Origin of the sequence: Tsukamurella sp. PLM1 (genome assembly GCF_023168325.1) — a bacterium.
Classification (GTDB): domain Bacteria; phylum Actinomycetota; class Actinomycetes; order Mycobacteriales; family Mycobacteriaceae; genus Tsukamurella.
On record NZ_AP025688.1, the window covers coordinates 492,185 to 516,685 of the forward strand.

General features: G+C 70.8%; 23 protein-coding genes and 4 pseudogenes. 19 read left to right on the forward strand and 8 right to left on the reverse strand.

The features are described from left to right. The 5 genes from proC to MTP03_RS02565 all read left to right on the forward strand — a co-directional run bounded on the left by proC (nucleotide 1) and on the right by MTP03_RS02565 (nucleotide 3,670). Complete coding sequence (gene proC / locus MTP03_RS02545) at nucleotides 1-810, forward strand: pyrroline-5-carboxylate reductase (RefSeq protein ID WP_248490524.1); 810 nt, start codon at nucleotides 1-3, stop codon at nucleotides 808-810. A gap of 126 nt (nucleotides 811-936) precedes the next feature. After that, nucleotides 937-1,194 carry a helix-turn-helix domain-containing protein gene (locus MTP03_RS02550; protein WP_248490525.1) on the forward strand — a complete coding sequence of 86 codons (258 nt, stop codon included), beginning with the start codon at nucleotides 937-939 and terminating at the stop codon, nucleotides 1,192-1,194. Between the two features lie 137 nt (nucleotides 1,195-1,331). Further along, nucleotides 1,332-1,433, forward strand: a complete 102-nt coding sequence (locus MTP03_RS02555) for a 30S ribosomal protein bS22 (protein ID WP_003402602.1) — start codon at nucleotides 1,332-1,334, stop codon at nucleotides 1,431-1,433. Nucleotides 1,434-1,508: 75 nt separating this feature from the next. Further along, entirely contained in the window at nucleotides 1,509-2,603 is a 1,095-nt protein-coding gene (locus MTP03_RS02560) for an NAD-dependent epimerase/dehydratase family protein (protein ID WP_248490528.1), read from the forward strand. Next, entirely contained in the window at nucleotides 2,600-3,670 is a 1,071-nt protein-coding gene (locus MTP03_RS02565; protein ID WP_248490529.1) for a lysophospholipid acyltransferase family protein, read from the forward strand. Before MTP03_RS02560 ends, MTP03_RS02565 begins: the two co-directional genes overlap by 4 nt. Nucleotides 3,671-3,793: 123 nt before the next feature. Here MTP03_RS02565 and MTP03_RS02570 read toward each other — a convergent pair. After that, nucleotides 3,794-4,686, reverse strand: a pseudogene (locus MTP03_RS02570) (HAD family hydrolase). Between the two features lie 60 nt (nucleotides 4,687-4,746). On the opposite strand from MTP03_RS02570, the gene MTP03_RS02575 reads away from it, so the two are divergent. The 7 genes from MTP03_RS02575 to MTP03_RS02605 all read left to right on the forward strand — a co-directional run bounded on the left by MTP03_RS02575 (nucleotide 4,747) and on the right by MTP03_RS02605 (nucleotide 11,223). Next, nucleotides 4,747-4,989, forward strand: coding sequence for a glutaredoxin family protein (locus MTP03_RS02575; RefSeq protein ID WP_248490530.1), 243 nt, complete (start codon nucleotides 4,747-4,749; stop codon nucleotides 4,987-4,989). A 147-nt stretch (nucleotides 4,990-5,136) separates the two neighbouring features. Beyond that, nucleotides 5,137-6,474, forward strand: coding sequence for a glutamyl-tRNA reductase (locus tag MTP03_RS02580; RefSeq protein ID WP_248490531.1), 1,338 nt, complete (start codon nucleotides 5,137-5,139; stop codon nucleotides 6,472-6,474). Nucleotide 6,475: 1 nt separating this feature from the next. Beyond that, complete coding sequence (gene hemC, locus MTP03_RS02585) at nucleotides 6,476-7,417, forward strand: hydroxymethylbilane synthase (RefSeq protein WP_248490533.1); 942 nt, start codon at nucleotides 6,476-6,478, stop codon at nucleotides 7,415-7,417. A 26-nt stretch (nucleotides 7,418-7,443) separates the two neighbouring features. After that, on the forward strand, nucleotides 7,444-9,156 hold the full coding sequence (locus tag MTP03_RS02590; protein WP_248490534.1) for a bifunctional uroporphyrinogen-III C-methyltransferase/uroporphyrinogen-III synthase: 1,713 nt from the start codon (nucleotides 7,444-7,446) through the stop codon (nucleotides 9,154-9,156). 21 nt (nucleotides 9,157-9,177) lie between these two features. Then, nucleotides 9,178-10,170, forward strand: coding sequence for a porphobilinogen synthase (hemB, locus tag MTP03_RS02595; RefSeq protein ID WP_248490535.1), 993 nt, complete (start codon nucleotides 9,178-9,180; stop codon nucleotides 10,168-10,170). Nucleotides 10,171-10,273: 103 nt separating this feature from the next. Continuing rightward, the gene (locus MTP03_RS02600) at nucleotides 10,274-10,738 is read left to right on the forward strand and encodes a hypothetical protein (RefSeq protein WP_248490536.1); all 465 of its coding nucleotides are present in this window, start codon (nucleotides 10,274-10,276) and stop codon (nucleotides 10,736-10,738) included. After that, the gene (locus tag MTP03_RS02605) at nucleotides 10,735-11,223 is read left to right on the forward strand and encodes a DUF3093 family protein (protein ID WP_248490537.1); all 489 of its coding nucleotides are present in this window, start codon (nucleotides 10,735-10,737) and stop codon (nucleotides 11,221-11,223) included. Before MTP03_RS02600 ends, MTP03_RS02605 begins: the two co-directional genes overlap by 4 nt. Here the strand turns inward: MTP03_RS02605 and MTP03_RS02610 are convergent. Next, on the reverse strand, nucleotides 11,210-11,794 hold the full coding sequence (locus MTP03_RS02610) for a TetR family transcriptional regulator (protein WP_248490538.1): 585 nt from the start codon (nucleotides 11,792-11,794) through the stop codon (nucleotides 11,210-11,212). The genes MTP03_RS02605 and MTP03_RS02610 overlap by 14 nt on opposite strands. Nucleotides 11,795-11,927: 133 nt before the next feature. On the opposite strand from MTP03_RS02610, the pseudogene MTP03_RS02615 reads away from it, so the two are divergent. After that, nucleotides 11,928-13,675 (forward strand): annotated as a pseudogene (locus MTP03_RS02615) (FAD-dependent oxidoreductase). Between the two features lie 10 nt (nucleotides 13,676-13,685). Here the strand turns inward: MTP03_RS02615 and MTP03_RS02620 are convergent. Further along, nucleotides 13,686-14,165 carry an NUDIX domain-containing protein gene (locus tag MTP03_RS02620; RefSeq protein ID WP_248490539.1) on the reverse strand — a complete coding sequence of 160 codons (480 nt, stop codon included), beginning with the start codon at nucleotides 14,163-14,165 and terminating at the stop codon, nucleotides 13,686-13,688. On the opposite strand from MTP03_RS02620, the pseudogene MTP03_RS02625 reads away from it, so the two are divergent. From MTP03_RS02625 to MTP03_RS02650, 6 genes and pseudogenes are all read left to right on the forward strand, one after another. Beyond that, nucleotides 14,164-15,328 (forward strand): annotated as a pseudogene (locus MTP03_RS02625) (serine hydrolase domain-containing protein). The gene MTP03_RS02620 and the pseudogene MTP03_RS02625 overlap by 2 nt on opposite strands. Before the next feature lie 78 nt (nucleotides 15,329-15,406). After that, nucleotides 15,407-15,613, forward strand: a complete 207-nt coding sequence (locus MTP03_RS02630) for a heavy-metal-associated domain-containing protein (protein ID WP_248490541.1) — start codon at nucleotides 15,407-15,409, stop codon at nucleotides 15,611-15,613. Between the two features lie 49 nt (nucleotides 15,614-15,662). Beyond that, on the forward strand, nucleotides 15,663-16,286 hold the full coding sequence (locus tag MTP03_RS02635; protein WP_248490542.1) for a hypothetical protein: 624 nt from the start codon (nucleotides 15,663-15,665) through the stop codon (nucleotides 16,284-16,286). Nucleotides 16,287-16,383: 97 nt separating this feature from the next. Next, nucleotides 16,384-18,549, forward strand: a complete 2,166-nt coding sequence (locus MTP03_RS02640) for an MMPL family transporter (protein ID WP_248490543.1) — start codon at nucleotides 16,384-16,386, stop codon at nucleotides 18,547-18,549. Nucleotides 18,550-18,553: 4 nt separating this feature from the next. Next, nucleotides 18,554-19,228, forward strand: a complete 675-nt coding sequence (locus tag MTP03_RS02645; RefSeq protein ID WP_248490545.1) for a TetR/AcrR family transcriptional regulator — start codon at nucleotides 18,554-18,556, stop codon at nucleotides 19,226-19,228. Nucleotides 19,229-19,307: 79 nt separating this feature from the next. Continuing rightward, nucleotides 19,308-20,234 (forward strand): hypothetical protein, encoded by a 927-nt coding sequence (locus MTP03_RS02650; RefSeq protein ID WP_248490547.1) that lies wholly within the window; start codon nucleotides 19,308-19,310, stop codon nucleotides 20,232-20,234. 36 nt (nucleotides 20,235-20,270) lie between these two features. Here the strand turns inward: MTP03_RS02650 and MTP03_RS02655 are convergent, their stop codons facing one another. The 5 genes and pseudogenes from MTP03_RS02655 to MTP03_RS02675 all read right to left on the reverse strand — a co-directional run. After that, nucleotides 20,271-22,235 carry an acyl-CoA dehydrogenase gene (locus MTP03_RS02655; RefSeq protein WP_248490549.1) on the reverse strand — a complete coding sequence of 655 codons (1,965 nt, stop codon included), beginning with the start codon at nucleotides 22,233-22,235 and terminating at the stop codon, nucleotides 20,271-20,273. Nucleotides 22,236-22,305: 70 nt separating this feature from the next. Then, complete coding sequence (locus MTP03_RS02660) at nucleotides 22,306-22,572, reverse strand: type II toxin-antitoxin system PemK/MazF family toxin (RefSeq protein WP_248490550.1); 267 nt, start codon at nucleotides 22,570-22,572, stop codon at nucleotides 22,306-22,308. 56 nt (nucleotides 22,573-22,628) lie between these two features. Then, complete coding sequence (locus tag MTP03_RS02665) at nucleotides 22,629-22,832, reverse strand: antitoxin MazE family protein (protein WP_371820861.1); 204 nt, start codon at nucleotides 22,830-22,832, stop codon at nucleotides 22,629-22,631. A 55-nt stretch (nucleotides 22,833-22,887) separates the two neighbouring features. Continuing rightward, a complete protein-coding gene (locus MTP03_RS02670) occupies nucleotides 22,888-24,039 on the reverse strand; it encodes an alkaline phosphatase (protein WP_248490552.1) in 1,152 nt (383 codons plus the stop codon). Between the two features lie 70 nt (nucleotides 24,040-24,109). Beyond that, a pseudogene (locus MTP03_RS02675) lies at nucleotides 24,110-24,460 on the reverse strand (PhoD-like phosphatase N-terminal domain-containing protein); the annotation flags it as partial. Nucleotides 24,461-24,501: the final 41 nt, after the last annotated feature.

The following is a 24,501-nucleotide window of genomic DNA, read 5'->3' on the forward strand; positions in this document are numbered from 1 at the left end:
ATGAGCGAGAACATCGCGCTGATCGGCGGCGGCCGGATCGGGGAGGCCCTGCTGGGCGGGCTGATCGCCGCCGGGCACGCCCCAGGGACTCTGGCCGTCACCGAGCCCCACGCCGGCCGGGCCGCGGAGCTAGCGGAGCGATACGGGGTGCGGACGTCGGAGACCGTCGGCGGGGCGGTCGACGGTGCCGGCCTCGTCGTGATCGCCGTCAAGCCGGACGTGGTCGCCGCGGTGCTGCCCGACGTGGCAGCCGCGTTGCGGCCGGGAGCGGTGGTGGCGTCGGTGGCCGCGGGTGTCCCGACGACGACGTACGAGGCCGCGCTGCCCGGCGGGACGCCGGTGGTCAGGGTCATGCCCAACACGGCGATGCTCGTGGGCCGGTCGATGAGCGGCATCTCCGGCGGCCGGGACGCGACCGAGGCCCACGTGGCGCTCGTCCGCGGCGTGATGGAGGCGGTGGGGCAGGCGATCGTGGTGCCCGAGGCGAAGCTCGACGCGCTCACCGCGCTATCCGGCTCCGGGCCGGCGTACGCGTTCCTCGTCGCGGAGGCGATGATCGACGCGGGGGTCGATCTGGGGCTCACCCGGGACCAGGCGACGACCCTCGCGACCCACACGATCGCGGGTGCAGGTGCACTAATGGTTGAGACTTCCATGTCGCCCGTCGAGCTCCGGGCAGCGGTCACCTCGCCGGGCGGGACGACCGCCGCTGCGATCCGTGAGCTGGAGAAAAATGGCCTCCGACCTGCGTTTTACGCCGCGACCCGCGCTTGTGCGGAGCGGTCCGCGGAGCTCGGTCGGCTCTCCTAGAAAATTTGGTTAGCTCACTCCCGTCGCATTATTCCCATTGGTACCGCTAAGCTGCTCGAAGCACGTGCGTGTCAGGTCCGCCGGAGGAAGCCGGCGGCGCGACATGTGCCGGAGGTTAGGGATTACATGGCGTCTGCAAGCAAGAACAGCAAGCCCACCGATATCGGCGTGGGGAACAGGGCTCAGCCGGCGGAGCCGTCGTCGGCCGGTTCCTCGTTCCTGACGGTGGCCGAGGTCGCCACCCTCATGCGGGTGTCGAAGATGACGGTCTACCGCCTGGTCCACAACGGCGAGCTGCCGGCGGTGCGCGTGGGCCGGTCGTTCCGTGTGCACGAGAAGGCCGTGCACGACTACCTGCAGACCTCGTTCTTCGACGCGGGGTAGGCCGGGGCGGCCCGGCGCGGAGGGTGGATTTCACCTGGGCCGCGCCGGCGGGTAGAGTGGATAGTCGCTGCGTGACCGCGGGTGTTTCCGTCCGCCGCGCCTGTACAGAGCAACAGATAAGAGAACGTGAGGAACCCATGGGTTCAGTGATCAAGAAGCGCCGCAAGCGCATGTCGAAGAAGAAGCACCGCAAGCTGCTCCGTCGCACGCGAGTGCAGCGCAGGAAACTCGGCAAGTAGGCCTTCAGGTCACACTTTCAGCGGAACCCGCCCAGGACTGGGCGGGTTCTCGTGTTTTCCGGTTACCCTTCAGTAATGAATGAGTCGTTCGCCGGAGCGCCGCTCGTCGTCATGGTGACGGGCGCGTCCACCTTCGTGGGCGGCTACCTGGTGCGGCGGTTGGCCCAGCGGCCGGACATCGAGCGCGTGATCGGGGTCGACGCGGTGCCGCCCACGAAGGCGATGCACCGCCGGATGGAGCCCGCCGAGTTCATCCGCGTCGACTACCGCAGCCACATCTTCGGCAAGATCATGGCCACCAACGAGGTGGACACGGTGGTCCACTGCTCCACCTCGGTCACCGACAACCACTTCCCGTCGGCGTCCACGAAGGACGCGATCGTCTTCGGCTCGATGCGGGTGTTCGCCGCGTGCCAGAAGTCGGAGACGGTCAAGCGTGTGATCATGCGCTCGTCCACCCAGGTCTACGGCTCCAGCTCGCGCAACGCCGCGCTGGTCACGGAGGACCTGGTCAGCGGCGCCGCCGTGGCCGGCGGTCACCCTCGTGACCTGCTGGACGCCGAGGCCTACGCGCGCAGCATGGCGCGCCGCCGCTCCGACATCGACCTCACTGTGCTGCGCCTCGCGCCGATCATGGGCCCGAACATCGAGACCCTGCCGCGGTCCCTGTTCGAGCGGCCGGTCGTGCCTTCGCTGATCGGGCGGGACGCGCGCCTGCAGTTCCTCCACCAGGACGACGCACTGGGCGCGCTCGAGCACGCCGTGGTCGCGGGACGCCCCGGCACGTACAACATCGCCGGCGACGGTGCCATCTCCATGTCGCAGGCCATCCGCCTGGCGGGCCGGGTGCCCCTACCGGTGATCGGCCCCGCGTTCGGCCCCGCGGTAGCCGCGATCCGCGGCCGGGGGCGCGGCCACTTCGACAAGGTCCAGCTGGCCTACCTGAGTTTCGGCAACGCCTTCGACACCACGCGCATGCGAAACGAACTGGGATTCGAGCCCCGGTTCAGCACGCGGCAGGCGATGGAGGACGTCGCCCGCCAGGGCCCCGTAGAACCTACAATCGGAGTGGATTCGATCCGGGGTGTCGAGCAGCGGGTGGCCTCGCTGGCTCGGCGGTTCGCGGGAATCGGTTCGACAGATCGGCACGGCTGGACGGTAGACGCATGACGAACCCATCAGGCTCGCAGCACGCGAAGGTGCTGCAGTTGCCCGTGTCCATCGACACCGCGCGTACCGCCGCCGGGCGGGAGCGGGCGCAGCAGCGCCACCCGTCTGCGCTCACCGGGAACCCGGCACCGTCGGCGCCCAAGCCCGAGGCCACTGTCCACGCCCTGAACCCGGACTACCTGGCGCAGGCGCTGCCGGCGGAGCCCGGTCCGGGCTGGCGCGTGCGCGCCGCGGATTCGGTGGTCGACGGTGCCGCCTTCGTCCGGGAGCGCCTCACCGGCGACTACGACATCGACCAGTTCGGGTTCGACCCGCACCTGACCGACGCGGTGTTCCTGCCCGCGCTGCGCCCGATGTACGACAAGTGGTTCCGGGTGGACACCTCCGGCGCTGAGAACCTGCCCCGCGAGGGCGGCGCGCTGCTGGTGGCGAACCACTCGGGCGTCATCCCGCTCGACGGCCTGATGTCGGCGGTCGCCGTGCACGACAACCACCCCGACCATCGGCACCTGCGGCTGCTCGCGGCCGACCTGGCGTTCGAGTATCCGTTCATCGGCGAGGTGGCACGCAAGATGGGCGCCACCGTCGCGTGCAACGCCGACGCCGAGGCGCTGCTCACCCGCGGCGAGCTGGTGGCGGTGTGGCCCGAGGGGTTCAAGGGCATCGGCAAGCTGTACCGCGACCGGTACAAGCTGCAGCGGTTCGGCCGCGGCGGATTCGTCACCGCGGCGATCCGGGCCGGCGTCCCGATCATCCCGGTGTCCATCGTGGGCGCCGAGGAGATCTACCCGATGCTCGCCGACGTCAAGCCCGTCGCGCGGCTGCTGGGCCTGCCCTATGCGCCGATCACGCCGCTGTTCCCGTGGCTCGGCCCGCTGGGCATGGTGCCGCTGCCGTCGAAGTGGCACATCGAGTTCGGTGCGCCGATCTCAACTTCGCAGTACTCGCAGGCCGACGCCGACGACCCCATGGTGGTGTTCGAGCTCACCGACAACGTCCGCGAGACCATCCAGCAGTCCCTGTACCGCATCCTCGCGCGCCGCAAGAACATCTTCCAGGACTTCTAGGCCCGCCGGGCCGTGCGCGTCCCTGCGCGGTTTCGACGATGCGTTGCGGGGTTCGACGGCGCGTGCGTGGCCCGGCTCCTCGTCCGCCGAGAGTTCCCGCTCCCCGAGTTCCCGCTCCCGGGGCTAGTCGTCGCTGAAGTGCTTGATCAGCGCGGCGGCGCCGCCGACGGCCACGCCCACGCCGATGGCGGTGGGAACGCCGATCTTGGCGGCCTTGCGCCCGGTGCGGTAGTCGCGGATCTCCCAGCCGCGGACCCGGGCGACGTCGCGCAGGTCGGAATCCGGGTTGATCGCGACGGCGGTGCCCACCAGGGAGAGCATCGGCACGTCGTTGTGCGAATCGCTGTAGGCGGTGCAGCGCTTGAGGTTCAGGCCCTCGCGGATCGCCAGCGACCGGACGGCGTGCGCCTTGCCGAGGCCGTGCAGGATGTCGCCGACCAGCTTGCCGGTGAACACTCCGTCCTGCGACTCCGCGACGGTGCCGAGGGCCCCGGTGAGGCCCAGCCGGTCGGCGATGGTCTGCGCCAGCTCGACCGGCGTGGCGGTCACGAGCCACACCTGCTGGCCGGCGTCGAGATGCATCTGCGCGAGCGCGCGGGTGCCGGGCCAGATCTTGTCGGCGATGATCTCGTCGTAGATCTCCTCGCCGACGGCCTTGAGCTCCTCGGTGGATCGGCCGGCGATGAACGACAGTGCCTTCTCGCGCCCGGCGGCAACGTCCTCGCTGTTCTCCTTGCCGGTGAGCCGGAACTTGGCCTGCGCCCACACCGCCGAGGCCAGATCGGAGTAGGAGAAGTAGTTGCGCGCCGCGAGACCGCGGGCGAAGTGCACGATCGACGCGCCTGGACCATCGTGTTGTCGACGTCGAAGAACGCGGCCGCGGTGAGATCAGGCGGCACCGCCTCGTCGCGCGGGCCCTCCTTCTCGAGGAGCAGCGAATGCGCGGCGTCGGCGCTCGCCTCGCCGGCCGTGCTCTGCCGACGTTCTTCGGCGCTGGCCTGGTCCGACAAGGGCACCTCCCACTCGCGTGTGATCTCCCACAACCTTAGCGCTCGCGGCAGTGGGACACTCGCCACATGGCTGTCATCACATTGCTCACCCGCGAAGGATGCGGGATGTGCGCCCGCGCCCACGACGAACTCACCGCTCTCCGCGCGGACGTGGGTTTCGAGTACGAGCAGGTCGACGTCGACGCGCCCGGCAACGCCGAGCTCCGCGGAGAGTACGGCGACATGCTGCCGGTGGTCCTGCTGGACGGCGAGCAACACAGTTATTGGGAGGTCGATACGCCGCGCCTGCGCGCGGATATCCTGGGCTGAGTAACCCGCGAGAGGTGATCTCCGTCCCTCTGCGGAGGTAGGTGAGGCTGCGCGCGTTTTCCCATTTCAGGGGATGCGGGGTACCGTGCCTTAGCGGGAAACTACGGACTGTAGTTCCCCGGAAAGATCTGCGAAGGAGCAGCGAGGGTGTCGGTACTGCTGTTCGGCGCGTCGCACCGCAGCGCGCCGGTGTCGGTCCTTGAGAAGATGGCGATCACCGAGACCGATCGTCCGAAGGTGCTCGCTCAGCTCATGGAGTCGCCGCACATCGACGAGGTCATGGTGGTCACCACGTGCAACCGCGTCGAGATCTACGCCGTCGTCGAGGCCTTCCACCCCGCGCTCGAGGCCGTCTCGGAGGTGCTCTCACAGCGCTCCGGCCTCACCATCAACGAGCTCAGCAAGCACGCCTTCGTGCGGTACTCCGAGGCCGCGGTCCAGCATCTCTTCTCGGTCGCCTCCGGCCTCGACTCGATGGTCGTCGGCGAGCAGCAGATCCTCGGCCAGATCCGCGGCGCCTACGCCGCGTCCGATGAGCACCAGGTCGCCGGCCGCGTGGTCCACGACCTCGCGCAGCGTGCCCTGCACGTGGGCAAGCGGGTCCACAGCGACACCGGGATCGACAAGGCGGGCGCGTCCGTCGTCTCGGTCGCGCTGGATCGTGCGCAGACGGTCCTCGCCCCGCAGGGCGGCTCCGTGACCCGCGCCGTCGTCGTCGGCGCAGGCGCGATGGGCGGGCTCGCCGTCGCGCACCTGGCCCGCGCGGGTGCTACCGACATCACCGTCGCCAATCGCACCGAGGACAAGGCGGCCCGCCTCGCGCAGGCCGCTCTCGACGCGGGGGTCGACGGTGCGCGGTCCGTCGCCATGGACGGCCTGGTCGCCGCGCTCGCGGACGCGGACGTGCTGATCGCCTGCACCGGCGCGGTCGGCAGCGTGGTGAGCCTGGCCGACGTGCACTCCGCGCTGGCGCGGCGCACCGTCGACACCGATCTGGTGGTGTGCGATCTGGGCCTGCCCCGGGATGTGGACCCGGCGGTGGCCGGGCTCCCGGGCGTCACCGTGATCGACATCGACGCGCTCTCGCGCGAGCCGGGCACCCAGGCCGCCGAGGAGGACGCGGAGAAGGCGCGCGGGATCGTCTCCGACGAGCTCGCCCAGTACCTGTCCGCGCAGCGCTCCGCGGAGGTCACCCCCACCGTGACAGCGCTCCGGCGCCGGGCGGCGGAGGTCGTGGAATCCGAACTGCTGCGGCTGGATTCGCGTCTGCCGGGCCTCGAGGGGGCCGACCGGGACGAGGTCGCGCAGACGGTGCGCCGCGTCGTCGACAAGCTCCTGCACGCCCCGACGGTGCGCGTCAAGCAACTGGCCGCCACGCCGGGCGGCGACTCGTACGCCGAGGCGCTGCGCGAGCTCTTCGAACTGAAGCCGGGCGCCACGGGCGCCGTCTCCGCGACCGAAGGATCCGAAGACCGAAGTGTCTGAAGTGACAGCTGAAGCAATCCCCGCCCCGATCCGCATCGGCACCCGTGGCTCGCTGCTCGCGACCACGCAGGCCGGAACCGTCCGCGACGCGCTGATCGCCGCCGGGCACCCCGCCGAGCTGGTCATCGTGACCACGCCGGGCGATCTGAGCTCCGATCCGGTCGAGAAGATCGGCGTCGGCGTCTTCACCTCCGCGCTGCGCGACGCGCTCGCGAACGGCGAAGTGGACGTGGCCGTGCATTCCTTCAAGGACCTGCCCACGGCGCCCGACGAGCGGCTCGTGATGCCCGCAGTGCCGCCCCGCGAGGACGCGCGCGACGCCCTGGTCGCGCGCGACGGACTGGTGCTGGGCGAGCTGCCCGCGGGGTCCGTGGTGGGTACTTCCAGCCCGCGGCGAGCCACGCAGCTTACCGCACTGGGTCTGGGTTTGGAAATCCGCCCCCTACGAGGCAATCTTGATTCTCGGTTACGCAAAGTAGCGGACGGCGAACTCGACGCGATCGTGGTCGCACTCGCCGGACTCAAGCGGATCGGTCGCCACAACGAGGTGACGGAGGCGCTCGACCCGGTACAGATGCTCCCGGCGCCCGCACAGGGCGCGCTCGCAGTGGAGTGTCGTCGCGACGATGCGGAACTGCATTCCGTGCTCTCCGGCCTGGACGATCCGGTCACACGCGCGGCGGTCACCGCCGAGCGTGCCCTCCTCGCCGAGCTGGAGGCCGGGTGTACCGCGCCTGTCGGTGCGATCGCGGACGTCGTCGAGTCCCTCGATGACGACGGTCGGATCTTCGAGGAGCTGTCCCTGCGCGGCATCGCGTTGGCGGCGGACGGCTCCGATTCGGTCCGTGCCTCCGCTGTCGGGCCGGTGGGCGAAGCCGGCGCGCTGGGCATCGCGCTGGCACGGGAGCTGCTCGACCTGGGCGCACGCGACCTGCTCGCGTAGCACCCGCAACTACTGGGAGCCGATACATGAGCCGCACTGCACAGTCCGCGAAGGCCGCCACGGCAGCCGACACCGACACGGTGTCCACCCGCGCCGCCGCGAAGACCACCAAGCCGGCCCGAGGCCGGGCGGTGGCGCCGGGACGTATCACCTTCGTGGGTTCCGGCCCGGGCGATCCGGGGCTGCTCACCTTGCGTGCACAGCAGACTATCGCGGGCGCCCGCACCGTCTACACCGACCCCGACGTTCCGCAGACCGTGCTCGACATGGTGGGCGTGGAACTGCCGGTCGAGCCGGTGGAGGCCGATGAGGACACCGCCGACGCGTCCACCGCGAAGGGCCGCAAGGGCGAGCCCGCGTTCCGCAACCCCGCCACCGTCGCGCCCGCCCTGGGCGAGCCGGCCGAGGTGGCCAAGACCCTCCTCGCGCAGGCGCGCCACGGCCACGACGTGGTCCGTCTCGTCGCGGGCGACCCGCTGTCGTCCGATGCGGTGCTGGCCGAGGTGAACGCCGTGGCCCGCACCCAGATCGTTTTCGAGATCGTCCCGGGCCTCTCGCCCGCGACGGCCGTGCCCACCTACGCCGGCATGGCGCTGGGGTCGGCGCACACCGAGGCCGACGTGCGCGGCGAGGTCGACTGGGCGGCGCTGGCCGCGGCACCGTCGCCCCTGGTTCTGAGCGCGACGGCCGAGCACCTGGCCGACACCGCCTCCGCGCTGGTCGAGAACGGCCTCGCCCCGCAGACGCCGGTGGCCGTCACGACGCAGGGCTCGACCTGCAAGCAGAAGACCGTCGAGGCCACCCTCGCGACGATGGGCGAATCCGCCGCTGCGCTGCCGGGCCCGCTGGTGGTCACGGTCGGGAAGATCGTGGGCCAGCGGAACAAGCTGTCCTGGTGGGAGTCGCGCGCGCTGTACGGCTGGACCGTGCTGGTGCCCCGCACGAAGGACCAGGCCGCCGAGATGTCCAACCGGCTGCGCGCCCACGGGTCCATCCCGATGGAGGTCCCGACCATCGCGGTCGAGCCGCCCCGCAGCCCCGCGCAGATGGAGCGCGCGGTGAAGGGTCTCGTCGACGGCCGCTATCAGTGGGTCGTGTTCACTTCCACGAACGCCGTGCGCGCCGTGTGGGAGAAGTTCATCGAGTTCGGCCTGGACGCCCGCGCCTTCTCGGGCGTGAAGATCGCCTGCGTCGGCGAGCAGACCGCCGCGAAGGTGCGCGCCTTCGGCATCGAGCCGGAACTGCTGCCCACGGGCGAGCAGTCCAGCCTGGGCATGCTCGAGGTGTTCCCGCCCTTCGACGACGTCTTCGACCCGGTCAACCGGGTGCTGCTGCCGCGCGCCGACATCGCCACGGAGACGCTCGCCGAGGGGCTGCGCGACCGCGGCTGGGAGATCGACGACGTGACCGCGTACCGCACCGTGCGGGCCGCTCCGCCGCCGGCGTCGACCCGCGAGATGATCAAGACCGGCGACTTCGACGCCGTCTGCTTCACCTCCAGCTCGACGGTGCGCAACCTGGTCGGCATCGCCGGCAAGCCGCACGCCCGCACCATCGTCGCCTGTATCGGCCCGAAGACGGCCGAGACCGCGATCGAGTTCGGCCTGCGCGTGGACGTGCAGCCCGACACCGCGTCGGTCGAGGACCTGGTGGAGGCGCTCGCGGCGCACGCGTCCCGGCTCCGCGCGGAGGGCGCCCTGCCCCCGCCGCGGAAGAAGCCCCGCCGCTCGCGGTCCTAGGGCTTACGTAGGCTGGGGCGCATGACATTCCCTCAGGTGCGGCCGCGCCGGCTGCGCACCACGCCCGCCGTCCGGCGGCTCGTCGCCGAGGTGTCGGTCGAACCCCGGCAGCTGGTGCTGCCGATGTTCGTCCGCGACGGGATCGACGCCCCGGCGCCGATCTCCTCGATGCCGGGCGTGGTCCAGCACACCGTCGAATCGCTGCGCGCGGCGGCCGAGGAGGCCGTACGGGCGGGCGTGGGCGGCCTCATGCTGTTCGGGGTGCCCGACGATGCCGACAAGGACGCCGAGGGCAGCGCGGGATGGCGGCCGGACGGGGTGCTCAACCGGGCCCTGCGCGCGCTGCGCGACGACCTGGGCGACGACACGGTGATCATGGCCGACACCTGCCTGGACGAGTTCACCGACCACGGGCACTGCGGCGTGCTCGACGCGCAGGGGCGCGTCGACAACGACGCGACGCTGGAGCGGTACGCGCTGATGGGTACCGCGCAGGCCGACGCCGGGGCGCACATGCTGGGCCCCTCGGGAATGATGGACGGCCAGATCGGCGTGCTGCGTTCCGCGCTGGATTCCGCTGGGCACCAGGATGTCTCGCTGTTCGCCTATTCGGTGAAGTACGCCTCGCCGTTCTACGGCCCGTTCCGCGAGGCCGTGGGTTCGTCGCTGCGGGGCGACCGCCGCACCTATCAGCAGGACTCGGCGAACCGCCGGGAAGCGTTGCGCGAGTTGGAGCTCGACCTGGCCGAGGGCGCCGACCTGGTAATGGTCAAGCCCGCCATGAGCTACCTGGACGTGCTGGCGGACGTCGCCGCCGCCTCGCCGGTTCCGGTTGCGGCGTACCAGATCTCGGGCGAGTACGCGATGATCGCCGCCGCCGCGCAGAACGGCTGGATCGACCGCGACGCCGCGATCCGCGAGTCGCTGGTCTCCATCCGCCGCGCGGGCGCCGACATCGTGCTCACCTACTGGGCGGCCGAGGCCGCGGGGTGGCTGAACCGGGGGCAGTGGTGACCGCGCCGCAGGGCCCCGTCTGGCCCGGTCCGGGGCCGCAGCCGCCCACCTGGCCTGCGCCGGTGCCGCCACCTAAGCCCACCCGGCCGCCGCGCCCGACGACGTGAAGCTGTCCGTGCAGCTGTGGGCGTTCGTCCTGGTGATGTCAGTGATCTCGCGGGTGGCGCAGGCGGTCTCGTCGCGCGGCTCGGAGGCGATGCGCGAGCAGTTCGAGGCCGATCGCCAGGGCGACGGGTTCATGGCGAAGACGATGCGCGAGGCGTATCCCGACTTCCAGTCGTTCGACAACGCGGTGTTCGGGATGGCGCTGTTCATGACGGGCGCGGGCGCGCTGGTCGCGGCTCTGCTGGTGTACCTGCTGTGGCGCGGGCAGTCCTGGACGCGCGTCGCGCTGCAGTTCGTCGCGGCGTTCGTGCTGGTCCAGGGTGTGCTGGCGTTCTTCTCGGGCGAGGCGCTGGTGGCCGTGCCCGCGATCCTGGCGGCGATCGCCGCCGTCGGCGCGATGATCGCGGCCAACAGTCGGGACGCGATGGGCTTCTTCAAGCCCGGCGCGGGGACCGGCCGGTGACCGCGCCCGCGACCGCGCTGTACGCGGAGCGCGGCCTGTCCCGCATCTGGCTGCTGCTGGTGCCGGCGGCAACGATCGCGATGATCGTGACGCAGGCAGTGCTCGTCGGGCGCACCTCGGACTGGTGGGTGTGGGTGGTGCTGGGGCTGGGCTGCCAGCTCTTCGTGTGGATGCAGGTGACCGCCGGCCGCACGCACGTCTCCGTCGAACTCACCCCCGAGGAACTGCGCTGCGGCGACGAGCGGATCCCCGTCGCCGACATCGCCGAGATCCTGCCCGGTAAGGCGCCGGACCACCCGCGGCGCGCGAAGCCGGAGGACTTCCCGTCGTGGTCGTCGAGCCGCGTCATGGGACGCCTGCCGCAGGTGCCGCGGCGGCGTTACGGCATGGGGCTACGGCTCACCGACGGATCCACGGTGCAGGCCTGGGCCCGCAACGACTACGCGCTGCGCGCGGCGCTCGGACCGCTTCTCACGCCGGCCTGACGAGCCCGGCGACGGTCCGCCTGATCTGATCGGCCGCCCGTTCGACGGTGCCGCTCGGCGCCAGCAGGTGGCTCACCGTCAGGCGCACGAACACCTCGACGGTGCCGCCCGGAACGTCGTGGGGGAGGGCGCCGTCGAGCGCGGCGATCGCGCGGTCGATGACGGGCGACGGGTCGGTGGTGAGCAGGGGGAGCAGGTCGGCGTCGCCGCGGTCGCCCGCGAGGATGGACTTGAGCAGGGCGTTGCCGGCGCCGTGGTGGAGCGCGAAGGCCGCGGCCGCGGCGAGCCCGGCGAGCAGATCGTCCGGGTGCTCGTGCAAGCGCGCGATGACGCCCGCGAGGTACTCGTCGGTCTCGCGTTCGATGAGCGCGCGGGCCACCTCGTCGCGCGCGCCGACCGCCTTGTAGAGCGCGGTGCGGCTCACGCCGACGCGTTTGGCGATGAGCGACATGTTCACCGCGCCCCAGCCCTGCTCCGCCACCAGGTCCCGCGTGACGTCCAGCGCACGGTCGCGCAGGAGCTGCTTGACCTCGGTCTGGAAGTTCGGTCGGACACCGGCGGGGGCACTCATGGTCTCAGCGTACATGTGATGAATATCTGTTCGCATAGTTGACAGATTATGGTCATGTGTAATCCAATGAGACGGATCAGTGATGAGCGTCACCCGCGGCAGCCCCCGCGGGGAACCACCGAAGGAGCCCGCCATGACCGCCTCAGCCCCCATTCCCGTCGGCGCCGACGGCACCGACTACGACGTCCTGGTGATCGGCTCCGGATTCGGCGGCTCGGTCACGGCGCTGCGCCTGACGGAGAAGGGGTACCGCGTCGGAGTGCTCGAGGCCGGGCGCCGGTACGAGGATCAGGATTTCGCCAAGACCAGCTGGGACCTGCGCAAGTTCGTCTGGATGCCGGCGCTCGGCCTGTACGGCATCCAGCGGATCCACATGCTGCGCGACTGCCTGATCCTGGCGGGCGCGGGCGTCGGCGGCGGTTCGCTGAACTACGCCAACACCCTGTACAAGCCGCCGGCGTCGTTCTTCGCCGACGAGCAGTGGGCGGGCATCACCGACTGGTTCGACGAGCTCTCGCCGTATTACGACCAGGGCCGTCGCATGCTGGGTGTGGTGCAGAACCCGCACATGACGCCGGCCGACGAGATCGTCAAGCAGGTCGCCGACGACATGGGCGCGGGCGACACCTTCATCCAGACCCCGGTCGGGGTGTACTTCGGCGAGCCGGGGAAGACGGTGGCCGATCCCTTCTTCGGCGGCGCCGGCCCCGACCGCACCGGCTGCATCGAGTGCGGCGAGTGCATGACCGGCTGCCGCCACGGCGCGAAGAACACGCTGGTGAAGAACTATCTCGGTCTCGCCGAGCGGGCTGGGGCGCAGGTCCACCCCTTGACGACGGTGACCGGGCTCGCGCAACGTGCCGACGGCGTCTGGGAGGTCTCGACGGTGCGCTCGGGCGCCAAGATCCGGCGTCGCAAGCGCACGTTCACCGCGCAGCACGTGGTGTTCGCGGCCGGGACCTGGGGCACGCAACAACTGCTGCACAAGCTGCGCGACAACGGCTCGCTGCCGGAGCTCTCGGACCGGGTCGGAGTCCTCACGCGCACCAACTCGGAATCGATCCTGTCCGCCGTGCGGATGACGGTCGACGAGGACCTGGACCTCACCCGCGGCGTCGCGATCACCAGCTCGTTCCACCCGAGCAGCGATACGCACGTCGAGCCGGTGCGGTACGGCAAGGGGTCCAACGCGATGGGCATGCTGCAGACCCTGATGACCGACGGCGGCGGCCGGGTGCCGCGCTGGCTCAAGTTCTTCGGCACGGTGCTGCGGCACCCGCTGGCCTTCCTTCGGGTGCTGGTGGTGCAGGGCTGGAGCGAGCGGACCATCATCGCGTTGGTCATGCAGAATCTCGACAACTCGATCACCACGTTCACCAAGCGCGGGCTGTTCGGCCGGAAGATGTCCTCGCGGCAGGGGCACGGCGAGCCGAATCCCACCTGGATCCCGCTGGGGAACGAGGCCACCCGACGCATCGCCGACAAGATCGACGGCGCCCCCGCGGGCACCTGGGGCGAGGTGTTCAACATCCCGATGACCGCGCACTTCCTGGGCGGCTGCGCGATCGGCGCGGACCCGTCCACCGGGGTTATCGACCCGTACCACCGCGTCTACGGCTACCCGACGCTGAGCGTGGTCGACGGGTCCGCCGTCTCCGCCAACCTCGGCGTGAACCCGTCGCTGACCATCACCGCGCAGGCCGAGCGGGCCGCCGCCCTGTGGCCGAACAAGGGCCGGTCGATCAGCGCGCGCCCCAGGGCGAGCCCTATCGCCGCATCGCGCCGGTCGAGCCCGTGCGGCCCGTCGTCCCCGCGAGCGCACCCGGCGCCCTGCGCCTGCCGATCGTCGAGATCCGCCGGGGCGAGCAGGTCATCGGCTGACCGGGTCCGGTCAGCCCTGCCAGGCGGGGCGGGTGTCGCCGCGAAGGGCGGCGAGGCCGCGGCGGACCCGCTCGGTCTGCCGCGGGGACATCGCGGGCAGCGCCGCGGGGCGGAACCACGCGATCTCGAGCGACTCGTCGTCGGCGACGTGCGCCTCGCCCGAGACGTAGCGGCAGAGGAACAGGATCGTGAGGTACTGCGCCGCATCGCCGTTCGGGTAGCGGACGGGCTCGTCGGTGCGCAGCGCGAGGAGATCGAGCACCTCCGCCTCGACGCCCGCCTCCTCGCGGATCTCGCGGATGATCGCCTCGGCGGGTTGCTCACCGGGCTCGAGGATACCGGCGATCGACGCCCACTCGCCGGTGTCGGCGCGGCGGCCCAGGAGCACCTCGCCGGCCTCGTTGACGACCACCGCGGCGACGCCGGGCAGCCACAGCAGGTCGGTGCCGATCTTCTCGCGGATGGTGCGGACGTACTCGGGCACGGGCATGCTTGTCAGGGTACGGAGGAACCCCGACCCGGAGGCGCTCGTGCTGCACGAACTGATCACGCGGGAGATCGCTCAGGGCCCGCTCCCGGGTGCCGTCGCGGCGTTCGACGATCCGGCGGGACTGGAGGTCGCGGTCGCCGGTGAGCGTGCCCCGGGCGTGCCGATGACGCGCGACACGGTGTTCCGGCTCGCGTCGGTCAGCAAACCGATCCTGGCCGCGGCGGCGCTCGTGCACGTCGAGCGCGGCACCGTCGGCCTCGACGATCCGGTGGCGCGTTGGCTGCCCGAGCTCGCCGAGCCGCGGGTGCTGCGCGACCCGAACGGCCCTCTCGTCGACACCGTGCCCGCGGTTCGTCCCGTCACCGTGCGCCACCTGCTCTCGTTCACCGGCGGACTGGGCATGCTCTCGGACTTCTCCGTGCCGCTCATGGACGCGCTGTTCGGAGCTCTCCATCAGGGCCCCGCCGATCCGCTCGGCACGCCGCCGCCCGACGAGTGGATCGCGGCCGCCGCGCGCCTGCCGCTCGCGCACCAGCCGGGGGAGGTGGACGTACAACACCGGGGCGGACATCCTCGGTGTGCTGCTCGCCCGCGCGACCGGCGGCTCCCTCGGCGAGGTCCTCGCCGACGCGGTCCTCGCGCCACTGGGCATGTTCGACACCGCCTTCCGGGCGACCGAGGCGATGCGTCCCCGGCTGGGCGACGCCGTCATGACGGCGCCGGAGGGCCTGGCGATCGTGGATCCGGCCGACGGTGCCTTCCTCGCCCCGCCCGTCTTCGAGTCCGGCGCGGGCGGCCTGCTCTCCACTCTCGACGACCTGCTCTGCTTCGGGCGGATGCTGCGCGGCGCCGGCGAATCCGGCGGTGTCCGGGTGCTGACCGCGGAGTCCGTCGCGGCGATGACATCGGCGCAGGTACCGCCGCAGCCCGGGAACGTCTTCCTCGACGGCGCCGCGTGGGGCTACGGCGGCGCGGTCGACGTCGACCACGTGCACCCGTGGAGCGTGCCGGGGCGGTACGGCTGGGTGGGCGGCTCGGGCACGGCCTTCTACTACCTCCCCGCGACGGGTCGGATCGCGGTGTGGCTCGGTCAGCTGCAGCTCGCCGGCCCCGCCGAGGGCGGGTCGATCGAGCGGTTCTGCACGGCGGCGGTGGCGGACTAATACCCCCAGGGGGTATTGTGGGGTCGACGGTGAGCGGGACCATGAAGGTCGTCGACCGTCCGAGACGAGGAGCGAGAAATGGCAGTGGAGAGCACTTACACCGTGACCGGCATGACCTGCGGGCACTGCGCCGCATCGGTGCGCGAGGAGATCTCGGAGATCGGCGGCGTCACGGGCGTCGAGGTGAACGTCGAGACCGGCGCGGTCACGGTCGCCAGCGAGGCCGAATTGACACGCGACGCCGTCGAGGCCGCCGTCAAGGAGGCCGGCTACACGCTGGTCTGAGCGGTCCAGCTTCGCGCGGATCGCCGTGCCGACACGTTACGGTTGAGTCATGTCTGAGCAGGGTTTCGGGGATTTCGAGTTCGAGCGCAAGTTCTTCGTGCGCGAGGTCCCCGAAGCCGCCGCCCTTGATCCCGCGCCCACGCTGATCGTGCAGGCGTACCTGTTCGCCGCCGATGGCTACGCCGTCCGGGTGCGCGTGCAGGGGCCCGCGCCGGAAGAACTCACCGACGATCCTGGCGTGCTCGTCGACGCGCTCGGTGGAGTGACCACCGGAACGATGGCCGCCAAGGGGCCCGCCGTGGGCGGCACTCGGTACGAGGCCGAGCGCGAGCTCGACGCGCTGGTCGCCGGGCAGATCGTGCGCCGCGCCGAGCACGTCGTGGCGAAGGTGCGTTACTCGATGTGGCTCGGCGAGGACGGTTGGATCATCGACGACTTCCTGGGCGCCAACGCGCCGCTCGTGATGGCCGAGGTGGAGCGCGGCGGCCCCGTCGTCGATCTCGCGATCCCGGACTTCTGCGCGACGGAGGTCTCCGAGGACGACCGGTTCCGCAACGAGTACCTCGCCCATGTGCCGTTCGGCACGTGGGCGGAGCCGTACCGTCGTGAGCTCGCGCTCCTCGGCCCGCGATTCGTGCACTCCCTCGGCGAGAACCGCCTCGGCGGCGTCTGAGATTCCCGTCACTTCTCCTACCCCGGGAGGTTGACACGCTCTGTCTTAACGCCGTTAACTTAACGACGTTAATGCAATCTCGCCGGAAGGTCGGACGATGATCGATGCACTCACGCGGCTGGTCGCGCGGCGCGCCAGGGCGGTGCTGCTGCTGGCCGTGATCCTGCTCGCCGCACTGGGATTCGCCGGACTCGGCGTGGCGGACAAGCTGCAGGCCGGCGGTTACGTCGATCCGCAGGCCGAGGCCATGCAGACCTACAACCGCATGGCGGACGACTTCCATCGCGGCGGGCTGCCGCTGGTGCTCGCCGTTTCCGTGCCGGAGGGGCAGGAGGCCGCCGCGGGTGCCTACGGCCGTGAGCTGGTCGACCGGCTCAAGGCCGACGGTCGTGTCGAGAGCGTCGTCGACGGCTTCAGCACCCCCACGCCGATGCTGCTCAGCGAGGACAAGCGCACCGTGCTCATCGTCGCCGCGATCGCCGGCGGCGAATCGCAGGCCCCGCTCAACGCGAAGGCCATCGTCGGTGACCTGCCGCAGCCGCCCTCGTCGGTCACCGTGACCGCCGGCGGCCAGGCGTACAGCTACGCGCAGATCAACGACCAGTCGTCGCGCGATCTCCTGATCGCCGAGGCCGTCGCCATCCCGATCACGTTCCTCGTGCTGGTGTGGGTCTTCGGCGGGCTGGTGGCCGCGGCCATCCCCGTGCTCATCGGCATCGCCGCGATCATCGCGACCACCGGCATACTACGGGCCTTCACCGCGATCACGGACGTCTCGATCTTCGCCATGAACCTCACCACCGCCATGGGCCTCGCCCTCGCCATCGATTACACGCTTCTGATCCTGAGCCGATACCGCGAGGAGGTCGCGGCCGGCGTCGAACGCCCGGAAGCGCTGCGGCGCACCATGAACACCGCGGGTCGAACGGTGCTGTTCTCCGCGGTGATCGTGGGACTGTCGCTGGCCGCGATGGCGATCTTCCCGATGTACTTCCTGCGCTCGTTCGCGTACGCCGGCGTGGCGGTAGTGGTCTTCGCGGCGCTGGCCACGCTGGTGCTCACGCCCGCGATCCTCACCGTGCTCGGCGACCGCGTGGACGCGCTGAAGTTCGGCCGACGCCGCGCCGAACCCGCGCCCGAGCGGAGCGTGTTCTACCGATTCACCGAGGTCGTGCTGCGCCGCGCGGTCCCGGTGGGGCTGGCGCTGATCGCTCTGCTGCTCCTCCTCGGATCTCCGTTCCTGAGCATCCATTTCGGCTTCCCCGACGACCGTGTGCTTCCCGCCGCCGCGAGCTCGCACCAGGTGGGCGACACCATCCGCTCCGACTTCGCCGAGGACGCCGCGGGGCAGGTCAGTGTGGTCCTCACCGAGCGCGTGGACGACGGCGCCGTCGCCGACTACGCCGGCCGGGTCTCGCAGGTCGAATCCACCGGCTCGGTCGTGGCGCCCACCGGCACGTATCTCGGGGGCGCGCGGGTGGCCGACGGTGACCCGACCGCGCGGGCCGCGAACGGCACCGTCCTCCTGACGATCTCGTCGACGCTCGACCCCCTCTCCGACGACGCTTCGGTCCAGCTCGACCGGTTGCACGCCGTGCCCGCGCCGACGGCCACCACGTTCGGCGGCTCCGCGCAGCTCAACCGGGACTCGGTGGATTCGATCATCGACACGCTGCCGCTCGTGCTGTTGGTGATCGCCGCGACCACGTTCGTGCTGCTGTTCCTGCTCACGGGAAGCGTGGTGCTGCCGATCAAAGCCCTGGTGATGAACGTGATCTCGCTGTCGGCGGTGTTCGGGGCGCTGGTCGCGATCTTCCAGTGGGGCTGGCTCGGCGGGCTCGACACGACGGTGACCGGGGCGATCATCGCCAACATGCCGGTATTGATGTTCTGCATCGCGTTCGGTCTGTCGATGGACTACGAGGTGTTCCTGCTCTCGCGGATCAAGGAGTTCTGGGACCACTCACCGGTCAAGGACCACGCCGCGAACGACAAGGCGGTGGCGCTCGGCATCGCCCGCACCGGCCGGGTGGTGACAGCGGCCGCGCTGTTGATGGCGATCGTGTTCGCCGCCATCGGATTCGCGGGCGTGTCGTTCATGAAGATGTTCGGCGTCGGCATGATGATCGCCGTCCTGCTCGACGCCACGCTGATCCGCATGCTGCTGGTGCCGGCGTTCATGCGGGTGGCCGGGGTGTGGAACTGGTGGTCCCCCGCGCCACTCAGGAGGATCCACGAGCGGGTCGGTCTGCGAGAATCGTAGGACCATGACACAGGAGAGGCGACGCCGCAGCAAGCGGGGCGACGGGGAGCGGCTCGGCGCGGACATCCTCGACGCCGCGACGGCGCTGCTCATCGACACGGGCAGCGCCGAGGCGGTGTCCATCCGCGCCGTCGCGCAGCGGGTCGGGGTCACACCTCCGTCGATCTACCTGCACTACGCCGACAAGGACGCCCTGCTCACGGCCGTCGTCGCGCGATATCTCGCCCAACTCGACGACGCGCTCACCGAGGCGGAGCGGGCGCGCCGACCCCGCTCGACGCGGCGCGCGCCCGGGCTCGCCTTCGTGCGGTTCGCCCTCGCCACGCCCGAGCTGTACCGGCTCGCGGCGATGACTCCGTCCGAGTCCGCCTCCGACGTCGACACCGTGATGGGGGCGTCCGCCTTCACCCACCTCGAGCAGAACGTGCGCGACCTGCAGGAGGTCGGCTACTACCCGCCCGGCGACCCGCAGCCCATCGCCCTGCGGATGCTCACGATCGTGCACGGCGTCGCCTCGCTCCTCGTCGCGAAACCCTTTCTGCCGTGGGGCGATCCGATCGAGTACGCGGACCGGGTGATCGGCGGGGCCTGCCTCGGGATCGCCCTCACCGCGGGCCTGGACGAGCTGCCCGACGGTGCCGAGGCCCTCGCGATGGTCCGGGGGCTCCGGGGCGACTGACCACGCACCGTCGTGGGTGGTAGTCGCTGTGCCCTCCCTTCGGGGTCTCCGTGCTGCGCCGAAACTCGAGAAGTACTGGATGAACAGACAGCAGTTTCGACGAGCGCGAGGCCGTGCCGCACCGCGCTATTGTCGGGACGTGGGAGAGTCGCGAGCGTCGTCGTCCGGGCGGAGACCGCTCGCCGTCGGCGATGTGGTGGTGCGGTACTGCGCCTGGCTCGGCGAGTGGACCGGAGCGCAGGTCTTGGCGACGGCTGGCCAAACGGTCGAGGTGGTGGACCTGGACTGGTCGTCGCCGGTCGAGCCGCGATCGGTGGCGGAGCTCGGTGAGCTGGTGCCCCTGATGGATCCGCGGGGGCGGCACGACCGGGCGCGACCGGCGCAGCTGAACGTCCCGCGTGAGCTGCCGCGATCGTTCACCGTGCTCGGTGCGGCGGCTCAGCTGGACCTACCGCGGTGTCATTCGTACGGATCCTGGAGCCTCACGTGCGGCTTCCTGCTCGACGAGGCGCGTCGCCAACGCGCGGGGGCGTCGCAGTGGCCGTGGCTGGTGCGGTGCGATCACGCGGACCTGGACCATCGCGTCGGTTCGGGGCGGCGGGACGACATCCTGGCGCTGCATCTGTTCCGCGTCGGCGAGACCGACTGCGCCGAGATCGCCGGGCGGTTTCCGAAGCTCGTTCAGCTGGTGCTTGCGGGATGCGGCGACCAGTTCCAGCCGTACTCGGGCCCGGATCACGGTGTGTTGCGGAACGTCTCGGCGCTCAACGGGCTGCACGATCTGGAGGTCCTGCGGTTCGAGCACGTCTACGGGATGACAGCGGCCGATCTCCCACAACCGGATTCGCTTCGCCGGCTGGACTCGTTGACGATGACCGGGATACCCGCCGACTTCGCGCAGGCCGTGCGATCGGCGTGGCGGCCGCTGGTGAAGTCCGGCGTGGCGTTATCGGTACGGCAGGCCCGGTCGAAGGAATGGCTGGCTGAGCATGTCCGCACTGCGTGAGGCGCCAGCACGGGCGTGGGGGCACCGTCGGGCCGGCTACTGAACGGCGACGCTGTTCCGCGGGTCGAGCATCGGAACATCCAGGGCCGCAGCCGGGATGCCGAACGCGTCCACGAGGGACTCGGCGATCGGGCGGGCGCGGCCGCACAGCTCGTTCACACCGCGGCGGATGGCCTTGGCCCGCTCCACCGAGACGTGCCGGTGCATGAGGTACCAGCCCAGGTCGCGCTCGAGCAGCGAGTACACGTACAGGTTCCGCATCAGCTTGAGCGCGTCGCGGGTCTGCCGGTCCTTGACGTCGGTGATCAGATCGACGAAGGCCTCCAACACGATCCGCTCGATGTGCGCCTCGCCCACCTTGATCAGGTGGTCCTGGGTCTCGGTGAACACCTCGAGCGGATCCGCGTCATCGTCCTTGGCGCGGCGCATGCGGGCGGCCGCCGTGCGCAGCAGATGGTCCTCGCGGCCGCGCAGGAGCCGCAGCTGGGTTCCGGGGTGGGTGAGGTCGCTCGCCTCGGTGTCCTCGTCCGAGTCGTCGAGCAGCGTCTGGACCACCTGGCGGGCGGCGGTCTTCTCCAGCACCACGTCCTTGGCCATGTTCGCCACGAACCGCACCCAGCCCACGGCATCGAGTCCCTGCACGTCGGCGGCGTACGCGGTGAGTTGCTCCTTTGCGACGAGCTGCGTGAGCACCAGGTTGTCGCCCTCGAAGGTGGTGAACACGTCGATGTCGCCGCGCAGCAACGGAAGCCGGTTCTCGGACATGTAGCCGGCACCGCCGCAGGCCTCGCGTGCCGCGCTGATCGCGTCGGACGCGAGCCGGGTGTGGCCGGCCTTGATCGCCGCGGCCTTGCCCTCGATCTCGCGGGCGTACGCGGGATCGACGGCGTCGGGGTCGCCGGACTGCAGCTCGTGCAGCTCGGCCGTCAGCTCGTTCTGGGCGATGGCGAAGGCGTACGCCCGGGCCACCAGCGGTAGCAGGCGGCGCTGGTGGGTGCGGTAGTCCAACAGCAGCAGCTCGTTGTCGCCGCCGGGGGCGTCGAACTGGCGGCGCACCAGGGCGTACTTCGTCGCCAGGGTGATGCCGAGGCGCCCCGCGGCGCCCGCCGCGGCGCCCACGGTGACGCGGCCGCGGATCAACGTGCCGAGCATGGTGAAGAAGCGCTTGTTATCGGATTCGATGGGACTGGAATAGGTTCCGTCCTCGGCGACCTCCGCGTACCGGTTCAGCATCTCCTTGCGCGGGATGCGCACCCGGTCGAACACGATGCGGCCGTTGTCCACGCCGGGCAGGCCGCCCTTGTAGCCGCAGTCGGAGGTGGTCACGCCGGGGAGGTCGGCACCGTCGGCGTCGCGGATCGGGACGACGAAGCAGTGCACGCCCCGCCCGGTGGGCTCCTCGTCGGGGCCGCCCGTGATGAGCTGCGCGAACACCGAGGCGTAGCGCGCGTGCTTGCCGGCACCGCCGATGTAGTCCTTGCGGGCGCTGGAGGTGGGCGAGTGGATCTCGAACTCGCCCGTCGCGGGAATGTAGGTGGCGGTGGTCTCCAGCTCCTGCACGTTGGAGCCGTGGCCCGTCTCGGTCATGGCGAAGCAGCCGAGCACGTCGAGGTCGATCAGGCCCTTGACGTAGGTGTCGTGGTGGTACTGCGTGCCCAGGTTCTCCACCGCGCCACCGAACAGGCCCCACTGCACGCCCGCCTTGACCATCAGCGACAGGTCGCCGTAGCCCAGCGTCTCGATCGCGGTGACCGCCGCGCCCACGTCGCCCGTACCGCCGTGCTCGGCGCGGAAGCCGTCGGCCGGGAAGCCCAGCGGCACCATGTCCTTCATCTGGCCGAGCATCAGCTCGCGGTACTCGTCCAGGCTCAGCCCGGCCTTGGGAACCACTGTCCCCGACTGGATCTGCTCACGGACCACGTCCCGCGTGGCGGCCCACCGGCCGTCCAGGAGGGCGCGGAGCGCTGCGGTCAGTTCGGGCGACGATGCCGACTCAGTCATGGCCTCCACCGTACCGACCGCGGGTGAAATGTGCGGGTTGCGCACCGCGCGTCCCGGCGGCGCGGCGGAGCTACTCCGCCAGGCCGAGGAACATCGGGATCCGCTGACCGATCGCGATCAGGTGATCGGGTTCGACCGTCCCGACCCGTTCCCTCAGGTTCGATCGCTTCAGTGTGGTGATGGCGTCGATCATGGCCCACGAGTCCTGGGTGAGACCGTTGTCGCGGCTCGCGGGGATGGAGACTCTCAGGAGGGGCATATCGTTGCGATGCGTGGTGAGGAAGCACACGGTGACGGCCTGCGTCGCGTCGAAGAAGTCGCTCTGGAGGATGATCACCGGTCGCGGCTTCGACGCGCGGCCAGCGCCGGCGCCGGTCCAGATCTCGCCTCGTTTCACTCGGTTTCCCAGTCCGTCACGTCGTCGATGAAGTCATGGACGGCCGACGTGTCCGGATCCGAGGCGGCGAGTGCCGATTCCCGGTGGGCCTGCTCCGCGAATCCGGGGGCGCGCGTGTCCGGGACCCAGATCTGGAGCGGGCGTAGACCCCTTGCGCGCAACCCCTCGCGGTGCCGGCGAACTCGATCCCTGGTACTCACACCCCGATGTTACATGTAACATGGGGTGTGCGGCGGCGTGCTCGACGCCGGCCGGTCAGACCTGCTGCAGGCCGCGCACCCCGTCGCGGATGTCGAACGACGCCGCGGTCTGCACCGGCGCACCGGGCTTCGAGACGTACGGCAGCACCCGGTAGTCGGCGCGCATGGTCTCGGGTGTGATCCGGGTGCTGATGTAGCCGCGCTGGTTTCGCAGCAGGCGGATGTGCGGATTGTCGCGCAGCTGCGCCTTCTCCTTCTCGCTGTGGTCCGCGGAGCCATCGCCGCCGCTGGTGATCGACGTGGCGGTCAGCTCGGACGCCACGACGGCGTCCCCGCGCCGGATGTCGTTGGCGTAGTGGGTGTGCACGTCGCCGGTGAGCACCACCGGATTGCGCGTTCCCGCCGCCTGCCAGCCGTCCATCACTCGATCGCGCGAGCCCACGTACCCGTCCCAGGCGTCGGGGTTGTAGCCGGCGGCGTCGCTCGGGTCGTAGTCGATCGGGGCGAACATCACCTGCTGGCCCAACAGGTCCCAGCGCGCCTTCGAGGCGTGGAGACCGTCGAGCAGCCAGCGCTCCTGCTCGGCGCCCGTGAGGCTGCGCGCCGGGTTCCGGTTCTCGGGGTCGGTGGCCGGCGACTTGTCGTTCCCCACCTGGTCGTCGCGGTACTGGCGGGTGTCCAGCATGTGGAAGGTGGCGAGGTCGCCCCACTGCACGCGGCGGTAGAGCCGCATCGACAGCCCGGTCGGGACCTGGGCCCGCCGCAGCGGCATGTTCTCGTAGTACGCCTGGAACGCCGCGCGACGCCGCTCCAGGAAGTCGGGCTGCGGCTTCTCGGGCTTCTCGTGGACCTCGCCCGCCCAGTTGTTGTCGATCTCGTGGTCGTCCCACACCACCACCCACGTCGCGGCGGAGTGCGCGAGCTGCAGGTCCGGATCGGACTTGTACTGCGCGTACCGCTGCCGGTAGTTCGCCAGCGTGACGGTCTCCGGACCGCGGTGGTCGCGCACGTTCCCGGTTTTGAGCTCGTACCCGCCCGCCTCGTACTCGTACTGGTAGTCGCCGAGGTGCAGGATCAGGTGCGGGCGCTCTTCGGCGAGATGACGGTACGCGGTGAAGTAGCCGTGCTCGTACTGCGAGCAGCTCGCGAACGCCATCGCGAGCGGCGTCATCGCGCCCGGTGCGGGCGTCGTGTGCGTCCGGCCCACCGGGGAGAGCGCCCTCGGCGCGGAACCGGTAGAAGTACTCCCGCCCGGGCTGCAGGCCCGCCAGCTCGATGTGCACGCTGTGCCCGGCCTCGGGCGCCGCCGTCGCGTCGCCGCGTTGCACGACCTTCGAGAACCGCTCGTCCTCGGCCACCTCCCACTGCACGGGGAAGGCGCGCGCGGGGATGCCGCCCATGCCGTCGTCCGCCAGCGGATCCTTCGCGAGCCGGGTCCAGAGTACGGCACCGTCGGGCGTGGGATCGCCCGAGGCGACGCCGAGTCCGAACAGATCCCCGCGTGGCGTCGCGCTGCGCGAGGACCCCGGGGCGGGGTCGCCGCCCGCCGCGCAGCCGGCGCCCGCGAGCGCCGCCGCGCCCGCGGCTCCGAGGAGAAGGGTACGACGGGAAACGAACGGTGAGGGCATGCCTGCACCGTGCCCGGCCGGGGTGACGCGGGCACGACGCC

Bases quoted from the DNA above. Each gene is read 5' to 3' on its own strand.
- proC (WP_248490524.1), top strand. From the start codon at position 1: ATGAGCGAGAACATCGCGCTGATCGGCGGCGGCCGGATCGGGGAGGCC.
- MTP03_RS02550 (WP_248490525.1), top strand. From the start codon at position 937: ATGGCGTCTGCAAGCAAGAACAGCAAGCCCACCGATATCGGCGTGGGG.
- MTP03_RS02555 (WP_003402602.1), top strand. From the start codon at position 1,332: ATGGGTTCAGTGATCAAGAAGCGCCGCAAGCGCATGTCGAAGAAGAAG.
- MTP03_RS02560 (WP_248490528.1), top strand. From the start codon at position 1,509: ATGAATGAGTCGTTCGCCGGAGCGCCGCTCGTCGTCATGGTGACGGGC.
- MTP03_RS02565 (WP_248490529.1), top strand. From the start codon at position 2,600: ATGACGAACCCATCAGGCTCGCAGCACGCGAAGGTGCTGCAGTTGCCC.
- MTP03_RS02575 (WP_248490530.1), top strand. From the start codon at position 4,747: ATGGCTGTCATCACATTGCTCACCCGCGAAGGATGCGGGATGTGCGCC.
- MTP03_RS02590 (WP_248490534.1), top strand. From the start codon at position 7,444: ATGAGCCGCACTGCACAGTCCGCGAAGGCCGCCACGGCAGCCGACACC.
- hemB (WP_248490535.1), top strand. From the start codon at position 9,178: ATGACATTCCCTCAGGTGCGGCCGCGCCGGCTGCGCACCACGCCCGCC.
- MTP03_RS02610 (WP_248490538.1), bottom strand. From the start codon at position 11,794: ATGAGTGCCCCCGCCGGTGTCCGACCGAACTTCCAGACCGAGGTCAAG.
- MTP03_RS02620 (WP_248490539.1), bottom strand. From the start codon at position 14,165: ATGCCCGTGCCCGAGTACGTCCGCACCATCCGCGAGAAGATCGGCACC.
- MTP03_RS02630 (WP_248490541.1), top strand. From the start codon at position 15,407: ATGGCAGTGGAGAGCACTTACACCGTGACCGGCATGACCTGCGGGCAC.
- MTP03_RS02635 (WP_248490542.1), top strand. From the start codon at position 15,663: ATGTCTGAGCAGGGTTTCGGGGATTTCGAGTTCGAGCGCAAGTTCTTC.
- MTP03_RS02640 (WP_248490543.1), top strand. From the start codon at position 16,384: ATGATCGATGCACTCACGCGGCTGGTCGCGCGGCGCGCCAGGGCGGTG.
- MTP03_RS02645 (WP_248490545.1), top strand. From the start codon at position 18,554: ATGACACAGGAGAGGCGACGCCGCAGCAAGCGGGGCGACGGGGAGCGG.
- MTP03_RS02650 (WP_248490547.1), top strand. From the start codon at position 19,308: ATGAACAGACAGCAGTTTCGACGAGCGCGAGGCCGTGCCGCACCGCGC.
- MTP03_RS02655 (WP_248490549.1), bottom strand. From the start codon at position 22,235: ATGACTGAGTCGGCATCGTCGCCCGAACTGACCGCAGCGCTCCGCGCC.